Here is a 13,027-nt window from a genome sequence, read left to right as displayed (position 1 = left end):
GTCCCTTGCGATTCAGCCGGGGATTCCGGCGGCGAGCAGCTCCACGAAGCCGACGTCCTCGCGTGCGACCCCGAAGATCTCGGCGCGCAGCATCGTCCGCTCGGCCCAGGCGCGGTGCGGCTTCACCTCGTTCATCTTGTTCGTGTACGCCGAGCGCAGCACTCCCCCGCCGCCCCGCTCCGGCCGCAGGATGTCCTGCGCGTCGCAGAACTCCTCGTGGCTGACCACGGACAGCGCGTGCACGGGCAGCACGTGGGTGGGGTGGATGCAGGTCTTGCCCAGCAGCCCGTTGGCCTGGTCGAGAGCGATCTCGCGCAGCAGGCCGTCCATCGCGTGCTCGATCAGCGCCTCGCGCAGCTCCTCCGCCTGGCCCTCCAGGAAGGGGCTGCGGCGCAGCTGCGGCTTGAACATGCGCTCCTGGACCCGGAAGTACTCCCACACCGGGCCGGTCACGGTGAAGCCGGTGCCGTCGGCGCGGCCCAGCATGTTCACCACGTCACCGATCACGTTGGCGACGATCTGGACGTCGTAGGCCGTCATGTCGGAGGCGCGGCGCAGGCCGTAGGAGGAGCAGAAGTCCGTCACGCCGAGGCGCAGGGCGAGGACGCGGTCGCGGTACTTGTCGACCGCGCGGGAGATGCCCTCCAGGGTCTCCACGCGCGACTCGCGGTACAGCAGCTCGGGCGATTCCAGGACCGGCATGCCGAACAGCCGGTGCCCGCTCGCCGCCTCCGCCGCGGCCAGCGCCTCCAGGAAGGGCGTGCCGCTCTCCTCGGTGAACTTCGGCATCACGAAACCGGAGAGCAGTTCCACGGCGGGACCCATGCGGCGTACGAGATCGGGGATCTGGTCGGGCACGCGGACCCGGATGAACAGCAGCGGAAGCTCGGTGTCCGGGCGGGCGGCCAGCTCGGTGAACTGCTGGACCAGGTTCTCCTCGGCGGCGGGTACGTCCTCGTCGCCGATCGAGTCCTCCAGGCACAGCACCATCGACACGACGCCGCGGCCCGCCAGCTTGACGATGTCGTCGGCGAGGTGGGGGCGGGTGGCCGGGCTGTAGAGCGTGGCGCCCAGGGCCGCGGCGAGCAGCCGGGCCGGGGAGTCCGCGTCGAACTCGCACGGCTCCTGGAAGAAGAGACGCTGCCGTACCTCAGGGGCAATGTGCCCGAAATGACGCATAAAGCTCCCCCGTGGTGACGTTGTGGTTCGTGATTGTTTTCGATAGGTGGCCGGTAATAGTACGTACAAACCCATGTCAGGGGTTCCCGCCCGGCATGAACTTCAGGTAACTCGGCCGTGTCGGTGTCCGAACCCCCACGTTGTCGTGACCAGGACCGAGAGGGCAGGATGACCGCATGACGCACGCGATGCTGAAGGGGTCGAACGTCCCGCTGGAAGCCACCACGGTACGTGCCGTGCTGCGCTGGACCCCCGGGCAGGGGGTCCCGGACGTGGATGCCTCCGCGCTGCTCCTCGGCCCCGCCGGTCAGGTGCGTTCCGACGAGGACTTCGTCTTCTACAACCAGCCCCGGCACCCCTCCGGGAAGGTCTGGTGGCTCGGCAAGAAGCGTGTCGCGGAGGGGCCTACCGACACGATCCAGACAGATCTCGCCGGTGTCGAGCCCGAAGTCAGCCGGATTCTGGTGGTCGCTTCGGCGGAGGACAACACCTTCGACCGCGTACAAGGGCTGCGCATCCTGCTGTACGACGCGGGTGTCGCCGAGGGTGAGCCGCTGCTGTATTTCGACATCAAGCCGGAGACCGGTGAGGAGACCGCGCTGATCTGCGGGGAGCTGTACCGGCGGGGGGACGGGTGGAAGTTCCGGGCGCTGGGTGAGGGGTACGCCAACGGGTTGCGTGGGTTGGCGATGGACTTCGGGATCACGGTGGACGAGTCGGAGGGGGTGGCTGCGGGGGCCGTTCCCGAGGTCTCGCAGCCGTTGCCTCCGGCGGTTCCGGTGCAGTCCGGGTACGGGTACCCCCCGTCCGAGGAGCCGGCGACTCAGCCGGCGTACGGGTATCCGCAGACGGCGCCGGCGGGGACGTACGGGTATCCGCAGCCGGTGCCTGTTGCTACCGCGCCGGATCCGGACTTCCGTTTGCCGCCGCAGGGGCCGCAGTTCATCTGAGAGTGGGTGCGTTGTCTTTTGGGCGCGGGCCCGGTGGGGGCTTGTCGCGCAGTTCCCCGCGCCCCTGAAGGGGAGCTATCGCTCCACCTTTGTCTTGTAACCCCGCCCCCACTGCAGGCCCCACCCGTACAACCGGTCCAGCTCCGCCTGGAAGCCGTAGACGAACTTCACCTCTCGGCGGACGACCAGTTCCCCCTTGACGTTCTCGATCATTACGACCGCGCAGGAGCGGGCCTGGGGGTGGCGTTCGTCGAGGCCTATCTCGATGCGGGGGCCGTTGCTGGGGTAGAGGGTGACGATCGCGTGGGTGCGGTCGAAGGCGGGGGTCTGGTCGTAGATGTAGACGAAGACCAGGAGGCGCTTGATCTGGTCGCGGTGGTCGAGGTTGACGTACATCGTCTCGCCGGACGCGGAGCCGAAGCGGTCGTCGCCGCTGAGCTTCACGTACGGGGGTGAGTTGACGTCTCCCAGGAGGCCGCCGAGGGGCTGGACGACGCCCTTGGTGCCGTCCATCAGTTCGTAGAGGCAGCCGAGGTCGAGGTCCACGTTGACCATGCTCTGGCTGTGACCCATGACCTCCGGGGGCTTCAGCGCCTTGAAGGGGTGGCGCAGGAGGCTGTCGCGCTGGAGGCCGCCTATGTCGGAGGTCCGCATCCGCCAGGTGAGGTTGACGCGGAGGTTGCCGGTGGCCGCGCCCTGCTTGGTGAGCGAGACCTGGTGGTGCCGTTTGGTCAGTTCGATCGCGTTGCTGGCCGCGCTGCCCGAGTCGAAGTCGGCCTCGCGCCGCCAGATTCCGTCGAAGAAGCCCATTCCCGCCCCCACGTTCGCGTCCACACTGCGTATGACAAAGCCGTCGGGGCGGCCAGACAGAGGACATGTCCTCGACGGCCGCCCCGAACAGAAGCGTTCCCTTACCAGGGAGCTTGTCACACCCCGGACGGGACCTCAGTCTTCTCGTCCGAGCCTGCTTTTCCCTCGGCTTCCGCGAGGGCCTTGTTCCTGCGGACCGAGGACCAGAAGGACCAGCCGATCAGTACGACGCCGACCAGGCCGGTGATGACCTCGTTGATCTGGTACTGGATGGTGACCATGAGGATCACGGCCAGGGCGCCGATCGCGTAGTGCGCGCCGTGCTCCAGGTAGACGTAGTCGCCGCTCCTCCTCTTCCTCGAGCTTGTCCTCGAAGTAGCCGGAGAGTCCGCCGACGATCATGTACGTGATCAGGCCGGAGATACCGGCGATCAGGACCGTCTGCGCCTTGTCCGCGTGCGCGCCGCCGTGCTGGTGGGCGTGGGCCGCGAAGGTGAACGAGGTGATCAGCAGGACGATCAGCGCGATGCAGACCGACAGCATGTCGACCTTGCCGAGCTTGGCGAGCGGGCGCTCGATCCAGCGCAGCCACTGGATGTCGCGATCCTCGAAGATGAAGTCGAGGAAGATCATCAGCAAGAACATGCCGCCGAAGGCCGCGATCGCCGGGTGGGCGTCGGTGACCAGCTGCTGGTAGTGGTCCTTGTTGTTGAGCGCGAGGTCGACCGCGTCGATCGGGCCGATCTTGGCGGTGACCGCGACGATGACGACGGGGAACACCAGCCGCATGCCGAAGACGGCGATCAGGACACCGATGGTGAGGAAGATCTTCTGCCAGAAGGCGGACATCTTCTTCAGGATCCCGGCGTTGACCACCGCGTTGTCGAAGGACAGCGAGATCTCCAGGACGGCCAGGATCGCCACGATGCCGAAGGCTTCCCACCCCCCGTAGAACGCCGCTGCGACAAGGCCGAGCGCGGTGACCGCGAACGACCAGCCGAAGGTTTTCAGAAGCACTGGCTACCCAATCGTGTGTTGGGGGTTCCCCCAGACGGAGTCTGGGGGAGGGTCTTCCCCCGCGCCGCACTCGGCTTTACTTAAAATTTGACGTCGAGCACTGAGTCTAGAGGGAGACTCCGCCGACCGGGACAGCCGGTGTGGATAACGCCTTTACGAGACGTTGACCCCGAAGTCCAGGGCGATGCCCCGCAGCCCGGACGCGTACCCCTGGCCGACCGCCCTGAACTTCCACTCGCCCTGGTAGCGGTAGAGCTCGCCGAAGATCATGGCCGTTTCGGTCGAGGCGTCCTCGGAGAGGTCGTAGCGGGCCAGCTCCTGGCCGTCGGCCTGGTTGACCACGCGGATGAAGGCGTTGCTGACCTGGCCGAAGGTCTGGCCCCGGTTGTCGGCGTCGTGGATGGAGACCGGGAAGACGATCTTGTCGACGTTGGCCGGCACCTTGGCGAGGTCGACCAGGATCGACTCGTCGTCACCCTCGCCCTCACCGGTGAGGTTGTCGCCGGTGTGCTCCACCGAACCGTCCGGGCTGGTGAGCTGGTTGTAGAAGATGAACCACTCGTCGCCCAGCACCCGGCCGCCGTTGCACAGCAGCGCGCTGGCGTCGAGGTCGAAGTCGGCTCCGGTGGTGGAGCGTGCGTCCCAGCCGAGGCCGATCAGGACGTTCGTGAGGTTCGGTGCGGCCTTGGACAGGGAGACATTGCCCCCCTTGGCGAGCGTGACGCCCATAGTGCTGGTCCTCCCCGAGGCGATGCTTCTTTGGTTGTCCTGCACTCCCCCGGAGGGGAGACCCCCGGGCGCCGCACGCGAACCGTGCGGCGCCCGGGCGGTGAAGCCTCCGTACGTCGGGCGTCCGTACCCCGGACGCCCGTACGGCAGACGCCCGGACGTCAGACGTTGACGCCGAAGTCCTGGGCGATGCCGCGCAGGCCCGAGGCGTAGCCCTGGCCGATGGCGCGGAACTTCCACTCCGCGCCGTTGCGGTACAGCTCGCCGAAGACCATGGCCGTCTCGGTCGAGGCGTCCTCGGAGAGGTCGTAGCGGGCGATCTCGGCGCCGCCGGCCTGGTTCACCACGCGGATGAACGCGTTGCGGACCTGGCCGAAGGACTGCTGGCGGTTCTCGGCGTCGTAGATCGAGACCGGGAAGGTGATCTTGTCGACGTCCGCCGGGACCGCCGCGAGGTTCACCTTGATCGCCTCGTCGTCGCCCTCGCCCTCACCGGTGGTGTTGTCACCGGTGTGCTCGACGGAGCCGTCGGGGCTCTTGAGGTTGTTGAAGAAGACGAAGTTCGCGTCACTGGCGACCTTGCCCGCGCTGTTCAGCAGGAGTGCGCTGGCGTCGAGGTCGAAGTCGGTGCCGGTGGTGGTGCGGACGTCCCACCCCAGACCGACGATGACCGCGGTCAGGCCCGGGGCCTCCTTGGTCAGTGATACGTTGCCGCCCTTGCTGAGGCTGACTCCCACGAGTCCTCCATTGGTGTCCAGGGGCGGGGATGCCCCGTAGTGCGTCGGTATCGGATCAACGTCTCGATCCTAGTGACGGGTTCCCGACCCTCGCAGGCTCTGGAACCTAACAATCACAGGCTGTCGAGCGCCTTCACGTACTCGTTGAGGTCCCGCGCGTCCGGCAGGCCGTTGACGACCGTCCAGCGCACGACGCCCTCCTTGTCGATGACGAAGGTCCCGCGCACGGCGCAGCCCTTGTCCTCGTCGAAGACGCCGTAGGCGCGCGAAGTGTTGCCGTGCGGCCAGAAGTCGGAGAGCAGCGGGTACTCCAGGCCCTCCTGCTCGGCGAAGACGCGCAGGGTGTGGATGGAGTCGTTCGAGACCGCGAGGAGCTGGGTGTCGCGGTCGGTGAACTGCGGCAGGTTGTCGCGCAGGGAGCACAGTTCGCCGGTGCAGACGCCGGTGAAGGCGAAGGGGTAGAAGAGCAGCACCACGTTCTTGTCGCCCCGGAAGTCGGACAGCTTCACGGTCGCGCCGTGGTTGTCCTTGAGCTCGAAATCGGGGGCCTTGTCGCCGACCTGGATCGCCATCTCGTCCTGCATCCCTTCGGTGGGGCTGTTCGGGTGAGTCCACCCTGCGACCACCCTACGCAGCGATCACCGCATGCGGACGGACGGGCTGGCGTGGCCAGCCCGTCCGGGATTCAACGATCGAGGTACCTCCGGCGACTACCTCTTGGACTTGGCTGCCTTGGGCGTCACCAGCCGGCTGCCACTCCAGTCCTTGCCCACGCTGACGCTCTTGGCCGCGGAAAGGCCCGCGGTCGTGGCGGCTTCCGAGATGTCGCTGGGCTCGACGTAGCCGTCACGGCCGGTCTTCGGCGTCAGCAGCAGGATCGAGCCGCCCTCCTCGACGTACGAGATGGCGTCCACCAGCACGTCGGTCAGGTCGCCGTCCTCGTCGCGGAACCACAGCACCACGGCATCGGCGACGTCGTCGTAGTCCTCGTCCACCAGGTCGCTGCCGATGACTTCTTCAATGGCCTCGCGGAGTTCCTGGTCTACGTCGTCGTCGTAGCCGATCTCCTGGACCACCTGCTCGGGCTGGAACCCCAGCCTGACGGCAGGGTTCGTCCGCTCCTCCGCGTGGTCCGCGGTCGCGCTCACGGGTTGCCTCCTGATCATGTCTTGATGAATGTCCAGCATCGCGCGTGCGCGAAGCATTGGCCGTAGTCCACACGGACGGGCCGGATCGCGCAAGTACCCGGCGATTCGGAACGCCGAAACGGTGACGATCCTGGCCGTGTCGCCGCAACTCCAGGCACGCTATCGCGGCCGCCGGTGACGTACACCACAGCGTTCTGCCCGGTTTGCACGTTTGAGAACCCTCCGAGGGTACGCGACTCGAATGACTTTGCTAAACGAGTCACGGTTACCTCACGGTAGAGATGACGATTGCCGCCCTGCGGTAGACCATGGGGAACGGTGCAGCTCCCCTCCTCCTCCCCCCCTCTGACACGTTTTCCCCTCTGACACGTAAGGAACAGCGTGGCTTCCGGATCCGATCGCAATCCGATCATCATTGGCGGCCTTCCGAGTCAGGTTCCTGACTTCGATCCCGAAGAGACCCAGGAGTGGCTCGACTCGCTCGACGCCGCCGTGGACCAGCGCGGCCGTGAGCGGGCCCGCTATCTGATGCTCCGGCTGATCGAGCGGGCCCGCGAGAAGCGCGTGGCCGTGCCCGAGATGCGCAGCACGGACTACGTCAACACGATCGCCACCAAGGACGAGCCGTTCTTCCCCGGCAACGAGGAGATCGAGCGCAAGATCCTGAACGCGACCCGCTGGAACGCCGCGGTGATGGTGTCCCGCGCCCAGCGTCCCGGCATCGGCGTCGGCGGCCACATCGCCACGTTCGCGTCCTCCGCCTCGCTCTACGACGTGGGCTTCAACCACTTCTTCCGGGGCAAGGACCAGGGCGACGGCGGCGACCAGATCTTCTTCCAGGGGCACGCCTCGCCGGGCATCTACGCCCGCGCGTTCCTCCTGGACCGGCTCAGCGAGCAGCAGCTGGACGCGTTCCGCCAGGAGAAGTCGAAGGCGCCGTACGGACTGTCCTCGTACCCGCACCCGCGGTCGATGCCGGACTTCTGGGAGTTCCCGACCGTGTCGATGGGCCTGGGCCCGCTCGGCGCGATCTTCCAGGCGCGGATGAACCGCTACATGGCGGCGCGCGGGATCGCGGACACGTCTAAGTCGCACGTGTGGGCGTTCCTCGGCGACGGCGAGATGGACGAGCCGGAGTCGCTCGGCCAGCTGTCGATCGCGGCGCGCGAGGGCCTGGACAACCTGACCTTCGTCGTCAACTGCAACCTGCAGCGGCTCGACGGGCCGGTGCGCGGCAACGGCAAGATCATCCAGGAGCTGGAGTCGCAGTTCCGGGGCGCCGGCTGGAACGTCATCAAGCTGGTCTGGGACCGCACCTGGGACCCGCTGCTGGCCCAGGACCGCGACGGCGTGCTGGTGAACCAGCTGAACACCACGCCGGACGGCCAGTTCCAGACGTACGCCACGGAGACCGGCGCGTACATCCGCGAGCACTTCTTCGGGCACGACCACCGGCTGCGCGCGATGGTCGAGAACATGACCGACGACCAGATCCTGCACCTGGGGCGCGGCGGACACGACCACCAGAAGGTCTACGCGGCCTTCGCGGCGGCCAAGCAGCACCAGGGCCAGCCGACCGTCGTCCTCGCCCAGACGGTCAAGGGCTGGACGCTGGGCCCCAACTTCGAGGGCCGCAACGCCACGCACCAGATGAAGAAGCTGACGGTCGCCGACCTCAAGGGCTTCCGCGACCGGCTGCACCTGCCGATCACCGACCAGGAGCTGGAGTCCGGCGCGCCGCCGTACTTCCACCCGGGCCGGAACTCGGAGGAGATCCAGTACATGCACGACCGGCGCAACGCGCTGGGCGGCTACGTCCCCACCCGCGTCGTCCGCTCGAAGCCGCTGGCGCTGCCCGCGGACAAGACGTACGCGAGTGTGAAGAAGGGTTCGGGCCAGCAGTCGATCGCCACTACCATGGCGTTCGTACGGCTGCTCAAGGACCTCATGCGGGACAAGGAGATCGGCCGGCGGTTCGTGCTGATCGCGCCGGACGAGTACCGCACGTTCGGCATGGACTCGTTCTTCCCGAGCGCGAAGATCTACAACCCGCTGGGCCAGCAGTACGAGTCGGTGGACCGTGAACTCCTGCTCGCCTACAAGGAGTCGCCGACCGGGCAGATGCTGCACGACGGCATCTCCGAGGCGGGCTGTACGGCCTCGCTGATCGCGGCGGGTTCGGCGTACGCGACGCACGGCGAGCCGCTCATCCCGGTCTACGTCTTCTACTCGATGTTCGGTTTCCAGCGCACCGGTGACCAGTTCTGGCAGATGGCCGACCAGTTGGCGCGCGGTTTCGTGCTCGGCGCGACCGCTGGGCGTACGACTCTGACCGGTGAGGGTCTGCAACACGCGGACGGACACTCGCAGTTGCTGGCGTCGACCAACCCGGGGTGTGTCGCCTACGACCCGGCGTACTCGTACGAGATCGCGTACATCGTGCAGGACGGGCTGCGGCGGATGTACGGCTCGGACGCGGAGCACCCGCACGGCGAGGACGTCTTCTACTACCTCACCGTCTACAACGAGCCGATCCAGCACCCGGCCGAGCCGTCCGATGTGGACGTGGAGGGCATCCTCAAGGGCGTCCACCGGATCAGTCAGGGGGTTTCGGGGACGGTTCCGGCGCAGATCATGGCGTCCGGGGTTGCCGTGCCGTGGGCTCTTGAGGCTCAGCGGATTCTCGCCGAGGAGTGGAACGTGCGGGCCGATGTGTGGTCCGCGACCTCCTGGAACGAGCTGCGGCGCGAGGCGGTCGAGGTCGAGCGGCACAATCTGCTTCACCCGGAGGAGGAGCAGCGGGTTCCTTATGTCACGCGGAAGTTGAGCGGGGCGGAGGGGCCGTTCGTGGCTGTTTCCGACTGGATGCGGTCGGTTCCTGACCAGATCTCGCGGTGGGTGCCGGGCACGTATCAGTCGTTGGGGGCTGATGGGTTCGGGTTCGCTGACACGCGCGGGGCGGCTCGGCGGTTCTTCCACATTGACGCGCAGTCGGTTGTGGTGGCTGTGCTGACGGAGTTGGCGCGGGAGGGGAAGGTCGATCGGTCTGTGTTGAAGCAGGCGGTTGATCGGTACCAGTTGCTGGATGTTTCCTCGGCTGATCCGGGTGCGGCTGGCGGAGACGCGTAGTTTTTTGCCTGCGGGTGCGTGGGGGCTGGTCGCGCAGTTCCCCGCGCCCCTGGAGGGCGGCCCCTTCGGGGCAGCCCATCAGTCCACCCCCACCGCCCTAACATGCGGGCATGAACGAACCATCGGCACAAGCTCGTTGGGAGCAGCGGACTCAGCGGCCGCTGCTGGCGCTCGCGGTCGGGTTTGCCGTTGCCTATGCCGTGCCGATCGTGGACTCGACCGCCGGGCACCGGCTGACGACGGTCTGCACGGTGGTCGAGTGGGTGGTGTGGGGGGCGTTCGCCGCCGACTATCTGATGCGGCTGGCGATGTCCCGGGACCGGCGGCGGTTCGTGCGGACGCACTGGATGGACCTGTGCGCGGTCGTGCTGCCGATACTGCAGCCGTTACGGCTGCTGCGCATGGTGTCGACGCTGATACTCGTCGGACGCCGGGCCCGGATGGCCTCGCAGATCCAGCTGACGACGTATGTCGCCGGCGCGGTGATCGGGCTGCTGATGTTCGGTTCGCTGGCGGTCCTGTCCGTCGAACGCGACTCGCCCAACGGGAACATCCGGACGCTGGGTGACGCCGTGTGGTGGTCCTTCACCACGATGACGACGGTGGGGTACGGGGACCACGCGCCGACCACCGGGCTCGGGCGGATGATCGCCGTCGGGCTGATGCTGTCCGGCATCGCGCTGCTCGGTGTCGTCACCGCGAACATCGCCACGTGGTTCATCGCCCGCTTCGAGAAGGACGACGTGGAGGAACGGCGTCAGACCCTGGCGATCGAGGCGCTGGCGGAGGAGGTGCGGGCCTTGCGGGCGGAGGTGGCGGCGTTGTCGGGGGTACGGGTGGATGTCTCCGGGGCGGAGGTGGCGGCCCTGTCCGGGGCGTCGGAGGCGGACTCCTCCGGGTCGTCGGAAGCGGTCCCCTCCGGGGCGGGGCGGTAGTCCCCTCCGAGGCGGGGCGGTGACCTTCTCCGCTCAGTCTCCGTACAGGGCGACCGCCACTCGGGCTCGGCCCGGACGAACGTCCGCTCAACCTCGGCTCAGCAGAAGGTCCGCCTCGCCCCGGCTCGGGCGAACATCCACTCGGCCTCCGCCCAGCAGCAGGTCCGCTCAACCCCCGCTCAGAAGAACGTCCACAGCACCGCCGCCAACGTGTCGATCGCGCCCAGGACCAGGGCCACCAACGCCATCACCCGGCGGGAGCCCGTCCATCTGCGGCCCATGGCCAGCCAGCCGCAGATCACCGCGATCGGGCCGAGGAGGATTCCCAGGTTCCCGGCGGTGAAGAAGCCCGCGATCGCGCAGACCAGGCCGATGATGGCGAGCGTCGCGCGGTCCGGCCTGCTCCCTGACCCCATGCGGCCAGGCGAGCGGGGGTTCCTGCGCGTTCCGTTGCCGAAGCCCGTCATCGTCAACTCCCTGGGCGTCCGGGCCGGTTCGGCCGGTGCGGCGAATTTCTGTTACGACGAGCGGATACCCGCGTACACGCAAAAAAAGCCTGCTTGCGCGCTGCCCCCCTCCGGCAGCGCGCCGCAGACCACCCCGTCCTCCCTGCCCTGCGGAGGACTTGACCCACTGTGACCTGCGGCGCGTGCCGGGTGCCAGGAATCTTTAGCGGAGTCACCCTGATAGGCGAACTCGGCCTGAATCAGGGTCAGATGTGGGCCGCGCCCGCGCCCGCCTCCGCGTTCTCGCCGCGCTTGGTCAGGAGCGCGACGAACACCGCGACCACCGCCACGCCGGCGGCGACCAGGCAGGCCAGGCTCATGCCGGAGATGAACGTGTCGTGGGCGACCTGCGTGATCTTCGCGGCGATCGTCTCCGGGGTGTTCGGGGCGATCGGGGCCACGCCGACCTGGACCGCCTCGGCGGCCGCGTCCAGTTGGGGCTGGGTGAGCTTGGGCAGGCCCGCGTCCGTCCAGTTGCCGGCGAGGTCGCTGTCGACGCGGGATGCCATCACGGCGCCGAGGACGGCCGTACCGAGGCTGCCGCCGATCTGCATCGCGGCCTGCTGGAGACCGCCGGCGACACCGGACAGCTCCATGGGCGCGTTGCCCACGATGACCTCGGTCGCGCCGACCATCACCGGGGCGAGGCCGAAGCCCAGCAGGGCGAACCAGATCGACATGACGCCGCTGCCGGTGTTCGAGGTGAGGGTGGACATGCCGTACATCGCGATCGCGGTCGCCGCCATGCCTCCCGCCAGCGGGATGCGCGGGCCGAGCTTGGTGATCGCGGCGCCGGCGAGCGGGGAGCCGACGATCATCATCCCGGTGAGCGGGAGGAGATGGAGACCGGCGTCGATCGGGCTCATACCGTGCACGTTCTGCAGATAGAACGTCACGAAGAACAGGCCGCCCATGAAGGCGATCGCCATCAGGACCATGAGGACCACGCCCGCGGACAGCGGGACCGAGCGGAACAGGCCCAGCGGGATGAGGGGTTCCGCGACCTTCTGCTCCCAGAAGGCGAACAGGGCGAAGCCCAGCACCGACACGGCGAGGAACGTCCAGGTCGTGCCGGAGCCCCAGCCCCAGGTCGGCGCCTTGATGAGGGCCCAGACGAGGCAGAACATCGCGCCGGAGAGCAGCACGATGCCCAGGATGTCGAAGGAGCGCGGCGCGTTCTCCGCGCGGTGGTCGCGGAGGATCAGCAGGCCGAGGACCAGCGCGATGGCGCCGACCGGCACGTTGATGAAGAACACCGACTGCCAGTTGACGTGCTCGACGAGGACACCGCCGAGGATCGGGCCGCCCGCGGTGGAGGCGCCGATGACCATGCCCCACAGGCCGATCGCCATGTTGAGCTTCTCGGCCGGGAAGGTGGCCCGCAGCAGACCGAGCGCGGCCGGCATCAACAGCGCGCCGAACAGCCCCTGGAGCACGCGGAAGGTGACGACGAACGCGATGCTGTGCGAGAGCCCGATCGCGCCGGACGCGAGGGCGAAGCCGCTCACGCCGATCAGGAAGGTCTGGCGGTGGCCGAAGCGGTCACCGAGCTTGCCCGCGGTGATGAGGGAGACCGCGAGGGCGAGGAAGTAGCCGTTGGTGATCCACTGGACGTCGGCGAAGCTGGCGCCGAGGTCCTTCTGGATGGCCGGGTTGGCGATGGCGACGATGGTGCCGTCGAGGGCCACCATCATGACGCCGACGGCGACGGTTATGAGGGTGAACCACGGGTGGCCGCGCAGGCCCGTGGACGGCGTCGGGTCCGACGGGGCGGCTGGTGCCTTGTCCCCCGGCCCCGTCGCGCTGATGGTGGTCTGACTAGTCATACGTGCGAGGCTAATGTCAGTCGCTGACAGTTGACAAACAGGTTCAGATGTCGGCGACTGT

At 67.8% G+C, this 13,027-nt stretch carries 11 protein-coding genes and 1 pseudogene; 3 read left to right on the top strand and 9 right to left on the bottom strand.

The genetic code is table 11. The features are described from left to right. Window positions 1-12: 12 nt before the first annotated feature. Complete coding sequence (locus OO69_RS45510) at window positions 13-1,179, bottom strand: HpcH/HpaI aldolase/citrate lyase family protein (protein ID WP_033286891.1); 1,167 nt, start codon at window positions 1,177-1,179, stop codon at window positions 13-15. A gap of 176 nt (window positions 1,180-1,355) precedes the next feature. Here OO69_RS45510 and OO69_RS45505 point away from each other — a divergent pair, with 176 nt between their 5' ends. Then, window positions 1,356-2,129 carry a TerD family protein gene (locus tag OO69_RS45505; protein WP_033286890.1) on the top strand — a complete coding sequence of 258 codons (774 nt, stop codon included), beginning with the start codon at window positions 1,356-1,358 and terminating at the stop codon, window positions 2,127-2,129. Window positions 2,130-2,204: 75 nt separating this feature from the next. Here OO69_RS45505 and OO69_RS45500 read toward each other — a convergent pair whose 3' ends face one another. The 6 genes and pseudogenes from OO69_RS45500 to OO69_RS45475 form a co-directional block, all read right to left on the bottom strand. Continuing rightward, window positions 2,205-2,939, bottom strand: a complete 735-nt coding sequence (locus OO69_RS45500; protein ID WP_033286889.1) for a TerD family protein — start codon at window positions 2,937-2,939, stop codon at window positions 2,205-2,207. Window positions 2,940-3,055: 116 nt separating this feature from the next. After that, window positions 3,056-3,956, bottom strand: a pseudogene (locus OO69_RS49140) (DUF475 domain-containing protein). Between the two features lie 153 nt (window positions 3,957-4,109). After that, window positions 4,110-4,685 (bottom strand): TerD family protein, encoded by a 576-nt coding sequence (locus OO69_RS45490; RefSeq protein WP_033286888.1) that lies wholly within the window; start codon window positions 4,683-4,685, stop codon window positions 4,110-4,112. A 161-nt stretch (window positions 4,686-4,846) separates the two neighbouring features. Further along, on the bottom strand, window positions 4,847-5,422 hold the full coding sequence (locus OO69_RS45485) for a TerD family protein (protein WP_019060360.1): 576 nt from the start codon (window positions 5,420-5,422) through the stop codon (window positions 4,847-4,849). A 113-nt stretch (window positions 5,423-5,535) separates the two neighbouring features. Further along, a complete protein-coding gene (locus OO69_RS45480; RefSeq protein ID WP_026150930.1) occupies window positions 5,536-5,994 on the bottom strand; it encodes a peroxiredoxin in 459 nt (152 codons plus the stop codon). 138 nt (window positions 5,995-6,132) lie between these two features. After that, window positions 6,133-6,570: a DUF3052 domain-containing protein gene (locus OO69_RS45475; RefSeq protein ID WP_019060358.1), complete on the bottom strand. Its 438-nt coding sequence runs from the start codon at window positions 6,568-6,570 to the stop codon at window positions 6,133-6,135. A gap of 381 nt (window positions 6,571-6,951) precedes the next feature. Between OO69_RS45475 and aceE the strand changes: the two genes are divergently transcribed. Then, window positions 6,952-9,699, top strand: a complete 2,748-nt coding sequence (aceE, locus tag OO69_RS45470; RefSeq protein WP_033286887.1) for a pyruvate dehydrogenase (acetyl-transferring), homodimeric type — start codon at window positions 6,952-6,954, stop codon at window positions 9,697-9,699. Between the two features lie 110 nt (window positions 9,700-9,809). Continuing rightward, entirely contained in the window at window positions 9,810-10,634 is an 825-nt protein-coding gene (locus OO69_RS45465; protein WP_051801758.1) for a potassium channel family protein, read from the top strand. Between the two features lie 179 nt (window positions 10,635-10,813). On the opposite strand, the gene OO69_RS45460 is transcribed toward OO69_RS45465, so the two are convergent. After that, the gene (locus OO69_RS45460) at window positions 10,814-11,101 is read right to left on the bottom strand and encodes a DUF4190 domain-containing protein (RefSeq protein ID WP_033286886.1); all 288 of its coding nucleotides are present in this window, start codon (window positions 11,099-11,101) and stop codon (window positions 10,814-10,816) included. Between the two features lie 245 nt (window positions 11,102-11,346). Continuing rightward, window positions 11,347-12,966, bottom strand: coding sequence for an MFS transporter (locus OO69_RS45455; RefSeq protein WP_033286885.1), 1,620 nt, complete (start codon window positions 12,964-12,966; stop codon window positions 11,347-11,349). Window positions 12,967-13,027: the final 61 nt, after the last annotated feature.

The organism is Streptomyces sp. NRRL F-525 (assembly GCF_000716605.1).
Classification (GTDB): domain Bacteria; phylum Actinomycetota; class Actinomycetes; order Streptomycetales; family Streptomycetaceae; genus Streptomyces.
This window is presented reverse-complemented; position numbering and strand designations above follow the sequence as displayed.